This is a genomic window from Micromonospora sp. HUAS YX12, assembly GCF_040215685.1.
In the GTDB taxonomy this organism is placed as follows: domain Bacteria; phylum Actinomycetota; class Actinomycetes; order Mycobacteriales; family Micromonosporaceae; genus Micromonospora; species Micromonospora tulbaghiae.
In genome coordinates this window covers 3,521,745-3,537,285 of the sequence record NZ_CP157974.1, presented here as the reverse complement: position 1 = coordinate 3,537,285, position 15,541 = coordinate 3,521,745, and the positions used below count along the sequence as shown (strand labels likewise).

General features: G+C 75.1%; 16 protein-coding genes and 1 pseudogene. 6 read left to right on the top strand and 11 right to left on the bottom strand.

Annotated features, from left to right (window positions below; translation table 11 throughout):
- Nucleotides 1–66 precede the first annotated feature (66 nt).
- Nucleotides 67–639 carry an NUDIX hydrolase gene (locus ABIH81_RS17230; protein ID WP_349875944.1) on the top strand — a complete coding sequence of 191 codons (573 nt, stop codon included), beginning with the start codon at nt 67–69 and terminating at the stop codon, nt 637–639.
- A 112-nt stretch (nt 640–751) separates the two neighbouring features.
- Here ABIH81_RS17230 and trpA read toward each other — a convergent pair whose 3' ends face one another.
- From trpA to trpC, 3 genes are read right to left on the bottom strand one after another with little or no spacing between them, the layout of a single operon-like run.
- A complete protein-coding gene (gene trpA, locus ABIH81_RS17225; RefSeq protein WP_349875943.1) occupies nt 752–1,555 on the bottom strand; it encodes a tryptophan synthase subunit alpha in 804 nt (267 codons plus the stop codon).
- A gap of 4 nt (nt 1,556–1,559) precedes the next feature.
- Nucleotides 1,560–2,786, bottom strand: coding sequence for a tryptophan synthase subunit beta (trpB, locus tag ABIH81_RS17220; RefSeq protein ID WP_349875942.1), 1,227 nt, complete (start codon nt 2,784–2,786; stop codon nt 1,560–1,562).
- 34 nt (nt 2,787–2,820) lie between these two features.
- Entirely contained in the window at nt 2,821–3,624 is an 804-nt protein-coding gene (gene trpC, locus ABIH81_RS17215; protein WP_194801305.1) for an indole-3-glycerol phosphate synthase TrpC, read from the bottom strand.
- Nucleotides 3,625–4,068: 444 nt separating this feature from the next.
- On the opposite strand from trpC, the gene ABIH81_RS17210 reads away from it, so the two are divergent.
- Nucleotides 4,069–4,344 (top strand): hypothetical protein, encoded by a 276-nt coding sequence (locus ABIH81_RS17210; protein ID WP_302907751.1) that lies wholly within the window; start codon nt 4,069–4,071, stop codon nt 4,342–4,344.
- Here the strand turns inward: ABIH81_RS17210 and ABIH81_RS17205 are convergent.
- The 5 genes and pseudogenes from ABIH81_RS17205 to ABIH81_RS17185 all read right to left on the bottom strand — a co-directional run bounded on the left by ABIH81_RS17205 (nt 4,337) and on the right by ABIH81_RS17185 (nt 8,237).
- Nucleotides 4,337–4,894, bottom strand: coding sequence for a Trp biosynthesis-associated membrane protein (locus tag ABIH81_RS17205; RefSeq protein ID WP_349875941.1), 558 nt, complete (start codon nt 4,892–4,894; stop codon nt 4,337–4,339). The two genes, ABIH81_RS17210 and ABIH81_RS17205, sit on opposite strands and share 8 nt — an antisense overlap.
- On the bottom strand, nt 4,891–6,444 hold the full coding sequence (locus ABIH81_RS17200; protein WP_349875940.1) for an anthranilate synthase component I: 1,554 nt from the start codon (nt 6,442–6,444) through the stop codon (nt 4,891–4,893). Before ABIH81_RS17200 ends, ABIH81_RS17205 begins: the two co-directional genes overlap by 4 nt.
- The gene (gene hisI, locus ABIH81_RS17195) at nt 6,441–6,854 is read right to left on the bottom strand and encodes a phosphoribosyl-AMP cyclohydrolase (RefSeq protein WP_252449375.1); all 414 of its coding nucleotides are present in this window, start codon (nt 6,852–6,854) and stop codon (nt 6,441–6,443) included. Before hisI ends, ABIH81_RS17200 begins: the two co-directional genes overlap by 4 nt.
- Before the next feature lie 228 nt (nt 6,855–7,082).
- A pseudogene (locus ABIH81_RS17190) lies at nt 7,083–7,685 on the bottom strand (phosphoribosyl-AMP cyclohydrolase); the annotation flags it as partial.
- 162 nt (nt 7,686–7,847) lie between these two features.
- The gene (locus ABIH81_RS17185) at nt 7,848–8,237 is read right to left on the bottom strand and encodes a MerR family transcriptional regulator (protein WP_013287558.1); all 390 of its coding nucleotides are present in this window, start codon (nt 8,235–8,237) and stop codon (nt 7,848–7,850) included.
- Nucleotides 8,238–8,347: 110 nt separating this feature from the next.
- Here ABIH81_RS17185 and ABIH81_RS17180 point away from each other — a divergent pair, with 110 nt between their 5' ends.
- From ABIH81_RS17180 to ABIH81_RS17170, 3 genes are read left to right on the top strand one after another with little or no spacing between them, the layout of a single operon-like run.
- The gene (locus ABIH81_RS17180) at nt 8,348–9,070 is read left to right on the top strand and encodes an ABC transporter ATP-binding protein (RefSeq protein ID WP_349875939.1); all 723 of its coding nucleotides are present in this window, start codon (nt 8,348–8,350) and stop codon (nt 9,068–9,070) included.
- Entirely contained in the window at nt 9,067–9,822 is a 756-nt protein-coding gene (locus ABIH81_RS17175) for an ABC transporter permease (RefSeq protein WP_349875938.1), read from the top strand. The genes ABIH81_RS17180 and ABIH81_RS17175 overlap by 4 nt, the downstream gene beginning before the upstream one ends.
- Entirely contained in the window at nt 9,819–10,415 is a 597-nt protein-coding gene (locus ABIH81_RS17170; RefSeq protein WP_349875937.1) for a TetR family transcriptional regulator, read from the top strand. The genes ABIH81_RS17175 and ABIH81_RS17170 overlap by 4 nt, the downstream gene beginning before the upstream one ends.
- A 24-nt stretch (nt 10,416–10,439) precedes the next feature.
- On the opposite strand, the gene ABIH81_RS17165 is transcribed toward ABIH81_RS17170, so the two are convergent.
- On the bottom strand, nt 10,440–11,171 hold the full coding sequence (locus ABIH81_RS17165; protein ID WP_349875936.1) for a DUF2470 domain-containing protein: 732 nt from the start codon (nt 11,169–11,171) through the stop codon (nt 10,440–10,442).
- A 67-nt stretch (nt 11,172–11,238) separates the two neighbouring features.
- Between ABIH81_RS17165 and rpsD the strand changes: the two genes are divergently transcribed.
- On the top strand, nt 11,239–11,847 hold the full coding sequence (gene rpsD, locus ABIH81_RS17160) for a 30S ribosomal protein S4 (RefSeq protein WP_349875935.1): 609 nt from the start codon (nt 11,239–11,241) through the stop codon (nt 11,845–11,847).
- Nucleotides 11,848–11,876: 29 nt separating this feature from the next.
- On the opposite strand, the gene ABIH81_RS17155 is transcribed toward rpsD, so the two are convergent.
- Together ABIH81_RS17155 and ABIH81_RS17150 are read right to left on the bottom strand one after the other, a co-directional pair.
- Nucleotides 11,877–13,664: an ABC transporter ATP-binding protein gene (locus tag ABIH81_RS17155; RefSeq protein WP_349875934.1), complete on the bottom strand. Its 1,788-nt coding sequence runs from the start codon at nt 13,662–13,664 to the stop codon at nt 11,877–11,879.
- Complete coding sequence (locus ABIH81_RS17150) at nt 13,661–15,535, bottom strand: ABC transporter ATP-binding protein (RefSeq protein ID WP_349875933.1); 1,875 nt, start codon at nt 15,533–15,535, stop codon at nt 13,661–13,663. Before ABIH81_RS17150 ends, ABIH81_RS17155 begins: the two co-directional genes overlap by 4 nt.
- Between the last annotated feature and the right edge of the window lie 6 nt (nt 15,536–15,541).

Sequence of the window (15,541 nt, the reverse complement as noted above, 5' to 3'; positions counted from 1 at the left end):
CACCCCGGGCCGCCTGCCGCGCGGGTCGGATGACTTCTCGTTTGCACGGTCGTAGGCTCTTTGTCCATGAGCCCGCTCACCTGGGCGGTCGCCGCGGTCGTCACCGACGGGTCCGGCCGGCTGCTGCTCTGCCGCCGGTCCGAGGGGGCCCGCCGCTGGGGGTTGCCGGGCGGGCGGCTGCGTCACGACGAGAGCCCGGCGGACGCCGCCGTCCGGGCGGTCCGCGCGGAGACCGGCTGGGCGGTGGAGCTGACCGACCTGGTCGGCCTCTACCGGGTCACCGGCCCCGACGCCTCCCCGCCGGCGGCCGGGCGGTGCGGCGGGCGGCCGGACGTGCTGGTGCACGTGTTCCGCGCCGGGCCGGCCGGCGTCGAGCCGCCGGGCGAGCCGGCGGCCGGGTGCCTGGTGGAGTGGTGTCCCTCGGCGGCGCTGCCCGGCGCGCTGACCCCCACCACCCGCGCGGCGATCGCGGACGCGCTCGCCGGCCGCTCCGGCGTGCTCCGCCGCACCGCTGTCGCCGACGATTCGGCGGCGGAACCCGCCGACGGCCCGCTCACGCCACCCGGCCAGCGCGCGTCCGGGGCGGTCGACAGCGGCAGGCGCGGATCCCCTCCGGGCCTCACTCAGCGCCCAGGTTGAGCGGGCACAAGCCTCAACGGTCGCTCGAGATCTTGGTACGAAGTGGCCCTTATAGGGGCCGTTTCGTACCAAGATCTCGGGAGGACGGGAGCCTGGCGGGCGGAGGGTCCCGTCAGCGGGCGGGGTTGCGGACTCCGTCGGCGAGTTCGGCGCTGAGCTTGCGCAGCGCGGTCAGGCCGGCGGCCTGGTCCGGGGCGTCCAGCACGCAGCGGACCAGCGCGCTGCCCACGATCACCGCGTCGGCGTACCCGGCGACGGTGGCGGCCTGCGCGCCGGTGCCCACGCCCAGCCCGACCCCGACCGGCAGGTCGGTGACCTCGCGCAGCCGGGAGACCAGGACCGGGGCCGCCTCGGAGGTCTGCGCGCGGGCGCCGGTGACACCCATGATCGCGGTGGCGTAGACGAACCCGCGGCAGTGCTCGGCGGTCATCCGCAGCCGGGCGTCGGTCGAGGACGGGGACACCAGGAACGTGCGGTCCAGGCCGTGCGCGTCGGAGGCGGCCAGCCACTCGGCGGCCTCGTCCGGGATCAGGTCCGGCGTGATCAGGCCGGTGCCACCGGCGGCGGCCATGTCGCGGGCGAACGCGTCCACGCCGTACTGCTCGATGGGGTTCCAGTAGGTCATGGTGACCACGCTGGCCCCGGTCGCGGCGACCGCCTCGACGACGCGCAGCGCGTCCGCGACACGGACCCCGCCGGCCAGTGCGATGTCGCTCGCCTTCTGGATGACCGGGCCGTCCATCACCGGGTCGGAGTACGGGATCTCCACCTCGATGACGTCCACGCCCGCCTCGACCATGGCCTTCATGGCGGCAATGCTGCCCTCGACGGTCGGGAAGCCCGCCGGCATGCAGCCGACCAGCACCGCCCGCCCGTCCGCCCGCGCCTTGTCGAAGGCGACCCCGATGCGGCTCACGCTGTCACTCCTTGTCGAGGATGCCGAAGTACGCGCCGGCGGTGTGCACGTCCTTGTCGCCCCGGCCGGACAGGTTGACCACGATCACCGGCTCCCGGCCCAGCTCCTCGGCGAGCCGGGGGGCGATCGCGCGGGCACCGGCGAGCGCGTGCGCGCTCTCGATCGCCGGGATCACGCCCTCGGTGCGGCAGAGCAGCTCGAACGCGGCCATCGCGTCGGCGTCGTCGACCGGCAGGTAGGTGGCCCGGCCGGTGTCGTGCAGCCAGGCGTGCTCCGGCCCGACGCCCGGATAGTCCAAGCCGGCCGAGATCGAGTGCGACTCGACGGTCTGCCCGTCGGCGTCCTGGAGGACGTACGTGCGGGTGCCGTGCAGCACGCCGGACGAGCCGCCGGTGATGCTGGCGGCGTGCCGGCCGGTCCCGACGCCCTCGCCGCCGGCCTCGAAGCCGTAGAGCCGGACGCCGGTGTCGGGCACGAACGCGTGGAAGATGCCGAGCGCGTTGGAGCCGCCGCCGACGCAGGCCGCGACCGCGTCCGGCAGCGCGCCGGTCAGGTCCAGGCACTGCCGGCGGGCCTCCTCGCCGATGCCGCGCACGAAGTCCCGGACCATCTCCGGGAACGGGTGCGGGCCGGCGGCGGTGCCGATCAGGTAGTGGGTGTCCTCGACGTTGGCGACCCAGTCCCGCATCGCCTCGTTCATCGCGTCCTTGAGCGTGCGCGAGCCGGTGGTCACTGGCACGACCGTGGCGCCGAGCATCCGCATCCGCGCCACGTTCAGCGCCTGCCGCTCGGTGTCCACCTGGCCCATGTAGACGACGCATTCCAGGTCGAACAGCGCGGCGGCGGTGGCGGTGGCGACGCCGTGCTGGCCGGCGCCGGTCTCCGCGATGACCCGCCGCTTGCCCATCCGCTTGGTGAGCAGCGCCTGGCCCAGCACGTTGCGGACCTTGTGGGCGCCGGTGTGGTTGAGGTCCTCGCGCTTGAGCAGGACCCGCGCGCCGACCTGCGCGGAGAACCGCCGGGCCTCGTAGAGCAGCGAGGGCGTGCCGGCGTAGTCGCGCAGCAGCGCGTCGAACTCGGCGAGGAAGTCCTCGTCGCCCATCGCCTTCCGGTACGCCGCGTCCAGCTCGTCCAGCGCGGCGACCAGCGCCTCGGGGACGAACCGGCCGCCGAACCGGCCGAAGTGACCGGCGGCGTCGGGAACCTGGCCGGCTGCGGGTGCGGCGCTCATCGCGGGCGTCCTCTCGGATCGGGTGCCCGGCGGCTCAGCGCACCGGGCGGGGCGTCGCCGGGTGGTTACCGGCGTTGACCAGCTCGGCGACCGCTTCGCGCGGGCTCTTCTGGGTGACCAGGCCCTCGCCCACCAGCACGGCGTCGGCGCCGGCGGAGGCGTACCGGATCAGGTCGTGCGGACCGCGCACTCCGGATTCGGCGATCTTGACGACGCTGCTCGGCAGGCCGGGCGCGATCCGCTCGAACACCGAGCGGTCGACCTCCAGGGTACGCAGGTCGCGGGCGTTCACGCCGATCACCTGCGCGCCGGCCTCCAGCGCCCGGTCCGCCTCCTCCTCGGTGTGCACCTCGACCAACGCGGTCATGCCGAGCGACTCGATCCGCTCCAGCAGCCCGACCAGCGCGTTCTGCTCCAGCGCGGCGACGATCAGCAGCACCAGGTCGGCGCCGTGCGCGCGGGCCTCGTGCACCTGGTAGCTGGAGACGACGAAGTCCTTGCGCAGCACCGGCACGTTCACCGCGGCCCGCACCGCCGCCAGGTCGTCGAGCGACCCGCCGAACCAGCGGCCCTCGGTCAGCACGCTGATCGCCCGCGCGCCACCGGCCGCGTAGTCCCCGGCCAGGTCGGCCGGGTCGGCGATCTCGGCCAGCCGCCCCTTGGACGGCGACGAGCGCTTCACCTCGGCGATCACGGCCACGCCGGGGCGGCGCAGGGCCGCGTACGCGTCGAGCGGCGGCGGCGCGGCGGCGGCCAGTTCCCGGATCCGCTCCAGCGGAACCTGCTCCTGGCGCCGGGCCACGTCCTCGCGTACGCCGGCCAGGATCTCGTCGAGCACCCCTGCGGACGGCGCCGCTGCGGCGTCGTCCCCCTCCGCGTGTGCATGCTCAGCAGTCACCAACGGACTCCCCTCTCCGGGCGTCATGGGCCGATGCTAGGGGGCGCCACCTGGCGACGAGTGCCGGGGGGTATGGCGCACCTCACGACATGGGCTGTGGCATGATGGCCGACTTCCGGTGAACGCCATGTCACACAGCGCCACCGCTGACATCGACCGTCACCCATCCCCTATCTCACCACGATCGTTCCGGTCCCGCAGGACGGGTTACGGCGACCGCTGTGACCAAGCTCAAGGACCTCCGGCCCTGCCCAGGTCGCCCCCGGTGCGGCAGCGTTGACCTGTGCTTCACGGCGGCGAAACGTCCGCCCGGAAGCATCGTCGTCGGGCACACTCGACGCCGGCGGCTGCCGACCGTCGCCAACGATCTCGTGTGGGGTGACCATGAGCGCCAACGGGCCGACCCAGACCATCGGCTTGACCACCATCTCCCGTACCGTCGCCTCGCTCGCCGTCGGCGTGGTGCACACGCTCGAGCGCGCGGTGGCCGGTGACGGCCGGATGCGTACCGCCCGGGGCAACGCCTGGGAGGCGGTCTGCGCCGACCGGGCCCGCGCCGCCCAGCGCCGCGAGCTGGAGCGGCTGGTGGCCGAGCTGGCCGCCGCGCGGGCCGCGGCCCGGCAGCGGCGCGACGCCCGCGAGGCGCAGCCGGTCAGCTGACCGTCGGGTCCTCGCCCCGGTCCAGCGCGTCCCACGCGTCCCGGGTGCCACGCTCGACCGCCGGCCGGCCGGGCTCGTCCGCCGGGGCGGACCGCCGCTCGTAGCGGGCGCCCATCGCCGGCCAGCCGTCGCCGCGCAGCGCGGTGAGCGCGCCGCCGGCCGCCAGGGCCAGGCCGCCCGCCAGCACCAGCGCCGGCCACTGCCGGCTCACCCCGGACTCGGCCAGGCCGACCCCGCCGCCGACCGCCACGGCCACCCCGACAGCGGCCAGCAGCACACCCAGCAGCCGGCGCAGCCGACCCCGGGTGGCGAGCACCGCGCCACCGCCGGCGAGTCCCACGTACGTCAGCGCCAGCACCCAGGGCAGCAGCTCCGTACCGGTGCGTTCGGCCCGCCCGGACGGCAGCGACCCCCGGGCGGTCACCTCGACCGACCAGGTCCGGGTCACCGCCCAGCAGGCCAGGCCCGCGCCGGCCAGGCAGAGCAGCACCGCGTACGCGAGTTCGCGCCGGCCACGGGCCGCCGGCGCGGTGGTGCCGGGCGCGCTCACCGGGCGGCCCGCAGCGTCTCGGCGGCCGCGATGGCGGCGAGGACGGCGGCGGCCTTGCTCCGCGTCTCCTGGTCCTCGGCGGCGGGGTCGGAATCGGCCACGATCCCGGCGCCGGCCTGCACGTAGGCGCGGCCGTCGCGGATCAGCGCGGTACGGATCGCGATGGCCATGTCCAGGTCGCCGCCGAAGGCGAAGTAGCCGACGGTGCCGCCGTAGACGCCGCGCCGCACCGGCTCCAGCTCCTCGATGATCTCCATGGCGCGCACCTTGGGCGCGCCGCTGAGCGTCCCGGCCGGGAACGTCGCGGCCAGCGCGTCGAACGCGGTGCGGTCGTCGCGCAGCTCCCCGACGACCGTGGAGACGATGTGCATGACGTGGCTGTAGCGCTCGATGGTGGCGAACTCGGGCACCTCGACGGTGCCCGGCCGGCACACCCGCCCCAGGTCGTTGCGGCCCAGGTCGACGAGCATCACGTGCTCGGCGCGTTCCTTGGGGTCGGCGAGCAGCTCGGCGGCGAGCTTGGCGTCGCCGTCCGGGGAGCCGCCGCGCGGCCGGGTGCCGGCGATCGGGTGCAGCAGCGCCCGCCGCCGCCCGTCCGGCCCGGCGCTGACCTTGAGGTGCGCCTCCGGCGACGAGCCCACGATGTCGAAGCCGTCGAAGCGCAGCAGGTACATGTACGGGCTGGGGTTCGTGGTGCGCAGCACCCGGTAGACGTCGAGCGGGTCGGCGTCGGTGCGGCGCTCGAAGCGCTGGCTGAGCACGATCTGGAAGCACTCGCCGGCCCGGATCGCCTCCTTGGCCGCCTCCACCGCCTCCGGGTAGCCGCCCTCGGGGGTACGGCTGACCACCTCGCCGACGCCGGGCCGGCCCACCGTCGAGACCATGGGCGGAATCGGCCGGGACAACGCGGTGGTCATCGCGTCGAGGCGGCCGACGGCGTGGTGGTACGCGGCCTCGACCCGCCCCGCCCGGTCGGGGTCGTCCAGCGGCGGCAGCACCGCGTTGGCGACCAGGATCGCGGAGCCCTCGTAGTGGTCGAGGACCACCAGGTCGGTCGCGAGCATCATGCCCAGCTCGGGCACGTCCAGCTCGTCCTCGGTCAGCTCGGGCAGGCGCTCGAAGCGGCGGACCAGGTCGTACCCGAGGTAGCCGACCAGGCCGCCGGTCAGCGGCGGCATGTCACCGGCCGGATCCCAGCCCGGCCCGGCGAGCGCGGCGACCGTCTCGCGCAGCACGGTGACCGGGTCGCCGCCGGTGGGCACGCCCGCCGGTGGCGTGCCGGTCCAGCTCGCCGCGCCGTCGCGCTCGGTGAGCGTGGCGCTGCTGCGGACGCCGATGAACGAGTAGCGCGACCAGGCCGTGCCGGCCGAGCCGACGCCCTGTTCGGCGGACTCCAGCAGGAAGGTGCCGGGACCGCCGGCCAGCTTGCGGTAGACCCCGACCGGCGTCTCCGCGTCGGCCAGCAGCCGCCGGGTCACCGGCACGACCCGCCAGCGGGCGGCCAGGTCGGCGAAGGCGGACCGGTCCGGGCTGACCGTGCCGTCGGTCACGGGGTCGCCTCCGGGGAGCTGACCGGCAGTTCGGTGAAGAAGCAGGTGCGCTGCCCGGTGTGGCAGGCCGCGCCGACCTGCTCCACGCTGACCAGCAGCGCGTCGCCGTCGCAGTCGAGCGCCACCGAGCGCACGTACTGGTGGTTGCCCGAGGTGGCGCCCTTGACCCAGTACTCGCCGCGGCTGCGCGACCAGTAGGTGGCCCGCCCGGTGGTGAGCGTGCGGTGCAGCGCCTCGTCGTCCATCCAGGCGACCATCAGCACCTCGCCCGAGTCGTGGGCGCGGACCACGGCGGCGACCAGGCCGTCCGGGGTGCGGCGGAGCTTGGCCGCGATGGCCGGGTCGAGCCGGGACGGACGGGCCGGTCCGGGAGCGGGGGCGCCGGTCAGCGGCGCGTCAGGGGCGGGCACGGTTGACCATTCTCCCGCACGCGGCCCGGGCACCGCCGACGTGTCCCGGGAGGCGGGCGTCACCGTCCCCAGCGCCCGGCCCAGCCGGCCGAGGTAGCGGTCCACCCGGCCGTCGACCAGCGCCTCGGCCAGGTCCGCGCCGTGGGTGGCGGCGATCTCGTCGGCGTACGGGCGGATCAGCGGGAGGATGCCGGTGACCAGCCGTCCGGCGGCGGCGCCGACCTCGGCCGGGTCACCGGCGCGCAACCCGAGGCAGAGCAGCATGTCGTGGCGGTAGCCGGGCGGGGCGACCGGCAGGTCCAGCGCGGCGGTCAGGGCGGCCCGGCGGGACACCACGCGTACCGACGGGTTGGCCGGCCGCAGCACCGAGGGGCAGAGCCGGGCCAGGTCGGCCGCGGCGAGCCGGACCCCGACCGGGTCGTCGGCCACGCGGGCCGCGGCGACCTTGCCCAGCGTCGCGATCAGCTCCTCCAGGCGCGGCTCGCCGGCGGGCTGGCAGAGCACCGGCAGGTCGATCCGGCGGCGCCACTCCGGTACGGCCCACAGCAGCCGGGCGGGCGCGGTGACCGGGAGCCCGAACGCCCAGTCGGCGGGCTGGCCCAGGCGGCGCACCCAGGAGCGGACGTCGCGGGCGGCCACGGAGACGTGCACGAGGCGACCGCCGAACTCGGTCAGGTACGCCCGCCGGGCCGCGTACGGCGTGCCGCGGCGGGACGTGGCCTGCCGGGCCCCCGCGCCGGCGGCCCGTCCGTCGTCGGCGGCCACGAGCACGTCCACGTCCACGTCGCTGTGCTCGGTGGCGGCCCGGCGGGCATGACTGCCGCGCAGCATGATCCCGACGACCGGCCGGTCGGCGGCCTGCCGCAGGCGGGCGGCCCAGTCGTCGAGGAATGCGGTGTCGGGCAACTGCGCTGGACCCACGGCGTCATGGTGCCGAAATCCGATCTTCACCGCAATGACCGTTGCCGGACCCGCTGTCCGCCGCTGGGGTTTTCAGCCGGATTCCTCCTCCGCACGGCGGTACGCGTCGATCTTGTGTTCGAGGACCTTCAGGTCCTCCTCCAGCTCGGCCATCCGGGCCAGTACGCGGGCCCGGTGCGCCTCGAACAGCGCCCGTCGCGCGCCGAGCGTGCTGTCCCCGTGCCGGGCCAGTTCCGCGTAGCGGCGCATGTCGCGCACCGGCATCCCGGTGCGGCGCAGCCGGGTGAGCAGGAACAGCCAGTTGACGTCGGACTCGGTGTAGCGCCGGCGGCCCGACGAGTCCCGCCCGACGCGGCCCACCAGGCCCTCCTGCTCGTACCAGCGCAGCGTGTAGGTGGTCAGGCCGACTCGTTCCGCCGCCTCACCCACGGTGAGGCTCATCTCCCGCGTGCTGATGTCCACGTCCTCCAGGCTTCCAGTTCGAGCGCACTCGAAGTCAAGTCCCTCATTGCCCCGGGAGCGGAATTCACCTACCGTTGAGTTCAACGGGTGATGAATTGACGGAGGCAAGCATGGACGACGCGGTGTCGGTCCGCGAGCTGGTGGTCGACCGGGGCGGGCGGCGGGTGCTGCACGGCATCACCTGCGCGGTGCCCCGGGGCACCGTGACCGGGCTGCTCGGGCCCAGTGGCAGCGGCAAGACCACGCTGATGCGCGCGGTGGTCGGCGTGCAGACGGTCGGCTCCGGCACCGTCGACGTGCTCGGCCGCCCCGCCGGCTCGGCCGACCTGCGCCGCCGGGTGGGTTACCTGACCCAGGCGCCGAGCGTCTACGCCGACCTGACGGTGCGGGAGAACGCCCGCTACTTCGCGGTGCTCCAGGGCCGGGGCCGCGCCGAGGCCGACCGCGCGGTGGCCGACGTCGGCCTGGCGACCGCGGCCGACCAGCTCGTCGGCACGCTCTCCGGCGGCCAGCGCAGCCGCGCCTCGCTCGCCTGCGCGCTCGTCGGCGAACCGGAGCTGGTCGTCCTCGACGAACCCACAGTCGGCCAGGATCCGGTGCTGCGGGCCGACCTGTGGGCCCGGTTCCACGCCATGGCCGCGAACGGCACCACGCTGCTGGTCTCCAGCCACGTGATGGACGAGGCGGCCCGCTGCGACCGGCTGCTGCTGATCCGCGAGGGCCGGCTGGTCGCCGACGACACCCCGGCCGCGGTCCGCGCCGCCACCGGGACCGACGACCTGGAGGAGGCGTTCCTGCGCCTGATCCGCGACGCCGAGGGAGAGGCCCGATGAACGGACGGATCCTGGCCGCCACCACCGGGCGCATCCTGCGCCAGCTCCGGCACGACCGGCGGACCGTGGCGCTGCTCGTGGTGGTGCCGTCGGTGCTGCTCACGCTCGTCTACTTCATGTACGTCGACCAGCCCGCCCCGCCCGGCGCGCCCAGCACGTTCGACCGGGTGGCCCTGATCATGCTGGGCTTCTTCCCGTTCATCATCATGTTCCTGGTGACCAGCATCGCCATGCTCCGCGAGCGCACCACGGGCACGCTGGAGCGCCTGCTCACCACGCCGCTGGGCAAGCTCGACCTGCTGTTCGGGTACGGCATCGCGTTCGGCCTGGCCGGGGTGCTCCAGTCCACTGTCGCCTCGGTCGTCGCGTACCGGGTGTTCGGGCTGGAGACGGCGGGCAGCGCGTGGCTGGTCGTGCTGATCGCCGGTGTGAACGCGGTGCTCGCGGTGGCGCTCGGGCTGTTCTGCTCGGCGTTCGCCCGCACCGAGTTCCAGGCGGTCCAGTTCATGCCGGTGGTGGTGGCCCCGCAACTGCTGCTGTGCGGCCTGTTCGTGCCGCGCGACCAGATGGCCGGCTGGCTCCAGGCGATCAGCGACGCGCTGCCGCTGTCGTACGCGGTCGAGGCGCTTCAGGAGGTCGGCGCGCACGCCGAACCGACCGGGACGATGTGGCGGGACGTCGCGATCGTGGCCGGGGCGGCGGTGGCGGCGCTGGTGCTGGCCGCCGCGACGCTGCGCCGGCGCAGCGGGTGAACGCGCGGCGCTCCGGGCGGCGGCCCGGCAGCCCGGACACCCGCGAGGCCATCCTCGCCGCGGCACGGGAGGCGTTCGCCGAACGCGGCTTCGACGCCGCGTCGATCCGGGCCATCGCCGCCGCGGCCGGCGTGGACCCGGCGCTCGTGCACCACTACTTCGGCGGCAAGGAGGAGCTGTTCCGGGCCGCGACGGCGTTCCCGGCCGACCCGGGGCGGCTGCTGCCGGCGGTGCTCGCCGGCGGCCCGGACGCGCTCGGCGAGCGGATGGTCCGGGTGTTCCTGGAGGTCTGGGACTCCCCCACCGGCACTGCCGCGGTGGCGCTGCTGCGCTCGGCCGTCAGCAACGACTGGACCGCGCGCCTGCTGCGCGAGTTCCTGGTCACGCAGGTGCTGCGCCGGGTACTCGACCAGCTCGACGTCGACCCGGGGCAGCGCGCGCTGCGCGGCGGGCTGGTCGCCACCCAGCTCGCCGGGCTGGCCATGACGCGGTACGTGCTGCGCCTCGACGCGGTCGCCACCGCCGAACCGGCGACGCTGGTGGCCGCCATCGGCCCGACGGTCCAGCGTTACCTCACCGGCGACATCGCCTGAGCCCTGGCGGGCCTGCCACGCAACTCACGCGGCGGCCCGGGGGCAGAGCATCGGGTGCAGCAGGCGGGACAGCTCCGCCACGTCGGCGACGGGCCGGGGGAAGGCGAGCCGGGCCCGCCGGGTCGCGCCGGGCCGCCCGTGCGCGACCAGCAGCCCGTACCTGTCGATCCGGACCACCCGGGGAACCTGGTCGCCGGGCAGGTCCAGCCGCCGCCGCAGGTAGTCGCCGACCTGCTCGGCGTGGTGGTCGGCCAGGTCCGCCAGCAGGTCGGCCTCGACCGGGTGCAGCGGATCCGGCTCGGCCTCCGCGTACGCCTCCGGGTCTACCCGGCGCACGCGCCCGGCGCGCTCCCAGCGGGCCTCGGCCACCTCGAACCGGTGCAGGTGGAAGCGGCTGCCCACGTCGAGCAGGTCGCCGGCCGGGTCGCTGGCGGCGAAGTCGACCGCCGCGTCGCGCGCCTCGTCCCCGTCCAGCCGGGCGGACCAGCCGGACACCCAGGCCCGGCCGAGCGAGGGCGCCCCGGCGGCCGGTGGCAGGTCGAGCACGTCGAGCACGGTGGCCACGTCGGTGTCGCCCGCCGGCGGCACGAGCGCCGCGGCGAGGTCACTGACCACGGGTACGAGCAGCAGCACCCGCCCGTCGGGGTCGACGGCGTGCCGGACCTGGTGCGGGCCGGGGTGCCGGGCCAGGTGGACGAGGGCGGGCAACCGGCCCGCGACCAGGGTTCGCACGATCTCCGCCGGGCTGGGCCGCATGATCCCGACCTCCTCAACATAGGTTAGGCTTACCTAAGCAACAGGCTAGACGATCGGAGACCTCGACGTGAACCACCCCCGGCCCAAGGCCCGGCTCTCCCGCGCCCTCGGCATCCCGCTGACCCGCAAGTGCGTGCGGTACTTCGAGCGGCGCCCCTACCCACCGGGTGTGCACGGCCGGTCCCGCCGCACCACCAGCGACTACCAGGTGCGGCTGCTGGAGAAGCAGCGGCTGCGCCACCAGTACAACGTCAGCGAGGCCCAGCTGCGCCGGCTGTTCGACGAGGCCGCCCGGGGCGCCGGCAAGACCGGCGAGACGCTCGTCGCGCTGCTGGAGCGGCGCCTCGACGCGGTGGTGCTGCGGGCCGGGCTGGCGCGCAGCATCTACCAGGCCCGCCAGCTCGTCGCACACGGCCACATCACCGTCGACGGGCGCAAGGTCGACCGGCCGTCGTACCGGCTGCGCCCCGGCCAGGTGGTCGGCGTACGCGAGCGCAGCCGCTCGCTGCCGCCGTTCCAGCTCGCCGCCGCTGGCGCGCACGCCGACGCGCAGCCCCGGCCGTACCTGTCGGCGCAGCCGGGCGAGCTGCGCGCCACGCTGGTGCGCGAACCGGCCCGGCACGAGGTGCCGGTGGTCTGCGACGAGCAGCTGGTGGTGGAGTTCTACTCCCGCTGACCGCCGCTTGTCGGGCAGACCCGCCAGGATCAGCGGGTCTGTTCCAGCCAGGAGGCGTACAGCAGGGCGTACACCGAGTCGGTGTCGCGGACCAGTTCCTCGTGCGGGCCGCGCTGCACGATCCGGCCCCGGTCCACCACGATCACCTCGTCCGCCGCCTGCGCGGTGGACAGCCGGTGCGCGATGGCGAGCGTGGTCCGGCCCCGGGTCACCGCGTCGAGCGTCCGTTGCAGGCGGACCTCGGTGGCCGGGTCGACCGCGCTCGTCGCCTCGTCCAGCACCAGCAGGTCCGGGTCCGCGACGTACGCCCGGGCCAGCGCCACCAGCTGCCGCTCGCCGACGCTCAGCGCCTCCCCGCGCTCACCGACCGGCGTGTCCAGCCCGGCCGGCAGCCCGTCCAGCCAGTCGGAGAGGCCCAGCTCGGCGAAGGCGGCGGTGAGCCGCTCGTCGGTCAGGTCGGGGCGGGCGAAGCGGACGTTCTCCCCGACCGTGGCGTCGAACAGGAAGCCGTCCTGCGGCACCATCACCACCCGGGAGCGCAGCGAGTCGAAGCGCACCTGCCGCAGGTCGACCCCGGAGAGCAGCACCTGCCCCTCGGTCGGGTCCATCAGGCGGGTGAGCAGCTTGGCGAACGTCGTCTTGCCGCTTCCGGTCTCGCCCACCACCGCCACCCGGCTCTTGGCCGGAATGTCCAGCGTCACGTCGTGCAGCACCGGCGGCCCGCCCGGATAGGCGAACGTCACGCCGGCGAACCGGGCGTCCAGCGGCCCCGGCGGCAGCTCCCGCCCCTGCTCGCCGGGGTCGGCCACGTCCGGGGAGACGTCCAGCACGTCCAGCACCCGCCGCCAGCCGGCGATCGCGTTCTGCGCCTCGTTGAGCACCTCGGTGGCGATCTGCACGGGCTGGATGAACAGCGTGACCAGGAACAGGAACGCGGTGAGCTGGCCGACCGTCAGCGTGCCGTCGACGCCCAGGCTGACCCCCACCACCACGACGCCGGCCAGCGCCAGCCCGGCCGCCAGCTCCCCCACCGAGCTGCCCATGATGCTGATCCGGATCGCCCGCTGCTGGGCGACCCGCTGCCCGTCGATGGCCGTGTCCAGCCGCCGCGCGGTGCGCCCGGCGATGCCGTACGCCCGGATCACCGGCGCGCCCACCACGCTCTCGCCGATCGCGCCGAGCAGCGTGCCGGTGCGCTGCCGCACCAGCCCGTACGCCCCGGCGAGGCGGCGCTGCAACCGCCGGATCACCAGCACCGCGGGCGCGAACGCGACGAGCACCACGAGCGTCAACTGCCAGGAGTACGCGAGCATCACGGCGGTGGTCACCAGCAGCTGACCCAGGTTGACGATCAGGATCACGCCGCCCCACTGGAGGAACTGGGTGATCTGGTCGACGTCGCTGGTGACCCGGGAGACGAGCGACCCGCGCCGCTCGGACTGCTGGTGCAGCATGGACAGGTCGTGCACGTGCCGGAACGCCCGGGTGCGCACCCCGGCCAGCGCGGTCTCGCTCACCGTGAACAGCCGGCGCATCATCAGGTAGCCGCAGGCGGTGGTGACCACCAGCACCCCGGCGGTGATCGCCACGGTGAGCGAGATGACGTTCAGGTCGAGCCCGCCGACGATGCCGTGGTCGATGCCGCGCTGCACCGCCACCGGCACGGCCACCCGGCCGACCATGTAGATCAGCGCAAGCGCCAGCGTGCCGGCGAGGCCGGTGCGCAGCTCCGGGGAGAGCGCCAGCCCTCGCCGCAGCGTCCGCCAGGTCGACTCGGTGGTCTCGGGGCTCCGCTCCGCTGCACTCCTCGCGCTCACCGGTCCACCTCGATCTCCAGGCCCGAGGGCAACGGCGTGACCTCGTCGTACGTCCGATTCTGCTCGCGTTCCTGCTCGGCCTGCTCGTACGCGGTGACCAGGTCGGCGTAGCCGGGCACGGTGGCCAGCAGCTCGGTGTGTGTGCCGCGGGCGACCACCCGGCCCTGCTCCACGTAGATCACCTCGTCGGCGAGCGCGATGGTGGCCCGGCGGTACGCCACCACCAGGATCGACGCCGGGGCGCCGCCGTCGGCGGGCGCGCGCAGCCCGGCCAGGATGGCCGCCTCGACCCGCGGGTCGACAGCGCTGGTGGCGTCGTCGAGCACCAGCAGCCGGGGTCGCCCGGCGAGTGCCCGGGCGAGCGTCAGCCGCTGGCGCTGCCCGCCGGACAGCGACGTGCCCCGCTCGCCGACCATGGTGTCCAGCCCGTCCGGCAGCGCGGCCACGAAGCCGTCCGCCTCGGCCAGCCGCAGCGCCGCCCACACCTCGTCGTCGCCGATGCCGGCGCGGTCGAGCGCGATGTTGGCCCGGACCGTGTCGTCGAAGACGAACGGCACCTGCGCCACGAGCGCCACCGTGCCGGCGAGCGAGGCGGCGGTCAGCTCCCGCACGTCCACGCCGTCCAGCGTGACCCGCCCGGCGCCCGGGTCGACCAGGCGCACGGCCAGTGACGCGATCGTCGACTTGCCCGCGCCGGTGGGGCCGACCAGGGCGACCGTCTTCCCGGCCGGGACGGTGAACGTCACCTCGCCGAGCACCTGGGCGCCGGGCAGGTGCGCCTCGGCCGGCTCGTACGCGAAGTGCACGTCGTCGAAGGTGAGCGTCGCCGGCTCACGGGTGGCCGGGTCGAGCGTCGTGGTGCCGTACGGCATCTCGCCGGTGGCGTCCAGCACCCGGCGGACCCGGTCCCATCCGGCGACGCTGCGCGGCAGTTCGGCCAGCACCCAGCCGATGGCGCGTACCGGGAAGGCCAGCACGGTGAACAGGAACGCGACGCTGACCAGCTCGGTCACGCTGATCGCGCCCTGGCGCAGCCGGATCGCGCCGACCACCAGCACGGCGAGCGTGCCGAGGCTGGGCAGCGTCTCCAGCATCGGGTCGAACACGCCGCGCAGCCGGCCGACCGAGATCAGCGCGTCGCGCAGCTCGCCGGCGCGGGCGGCGAAGCGGGCCGTCTCCTGGGCCTCGCGGCCCATCGTCTTGACCACCAGCGCGCCGTCGAAGCTCTCGTGCGCGATGCCGCTGACCTCGGCCCGCAGCCGCTGCGCCCGGGCCTGCCGGGGCGCCATCCGGCGGGAGTAGACCACGTTGAGCGCGAACAGCGCGGGGAACACGGCGAGGCCGACCAGGGCCAGCGCCCAGTCGGTGAAGAACAGCGAGGCCACCGCGCCGACGAGCATCACCAGCGTGCCGACCGCGAACGGCAGCGGCGCGATCGGGTACCAGGCCGCCTCCACGTCGGAGTTGGCGTTGGACAGCAGCGTGCCGGTGGAGTTGCGGTGGTGCCAGGCCAGCGGCAGTTCCAGGTAGCGGCGGGTGACCCGGCGGCGGTAGGCGGCCTGGAGCCGGTACTGCATGTATCCGGCGCCGAGCCGGCGGCCGAAGATGCCGACGACCCGCAGCACGCTGATGCCGAACAGCGCCGTCGCGGCCAGCGCCAGCGCCCCGCGGACCACCTCGCCGCGCTCCACGGCCGGCACGACCACGTGGCCGACCACCGCGCCGACCACGTACGCGCTGGCGATCACCAGGAGGCCGAACAGCACGCTGCCGCTGACCGCGACCGCGAAGATCCGTGGCTCTTCCCGGATGGCCCGGCCGAGCACCCGTAGCCCCCTGCCGAGCACGTCCCGACTTGTCCCGCTCGCCACGCTCTC

What these genes read in the sequence shown, in the direction of transcription:
- ABIH81_RS17165 (WP_349875936.1), bottom strand. Translation starts at nt 11,171, where the DNA reads ATGCGGCCCAGCCCGGCGGAGATCGTGCGAACCCTGGTCGCGGGCCGG.
- ABIH81_RS17230 (WP_349875944.1), top strand. Translation starts at nt 67, where the DNA reads ATGAGCCCGCTCACCTGGGCGGTCGCCGCGGTCGTCACCGACGGGTCC.
- ABIH81_RS17180 (WP_349875939.1), top strand. Translation starts at nt 8,348, where the DNA reads ATGGACGACGCGGTGTCGGTCCGCGAGCTGGTGGTCGACCGGGGCGGG.
- ABIH81_RS17175 (WP_349875938.1), top strand. Translation starts at nt 9,067, where the DNA reads ATGAACGGACGGATCCTGGCCGCCACCACCGGGCGCATCCTGCGCCAG.
- ABIH81_RS17210 (WP_302907751.1), top strand. Translation starts at nt 4,069, where the DNA reads ATGAGCGCCAACGGGCCGACCCAGACCATCGGCTTGACCACCATCTCC.
- trpB (WP_349875942.1), bottom strand. Translation starts at nt 2,786, where the DNA reads ATGAGCGCCGCACCCGCAGCCGGCCAGGTTCCCGACGCCGCCGGTCAC.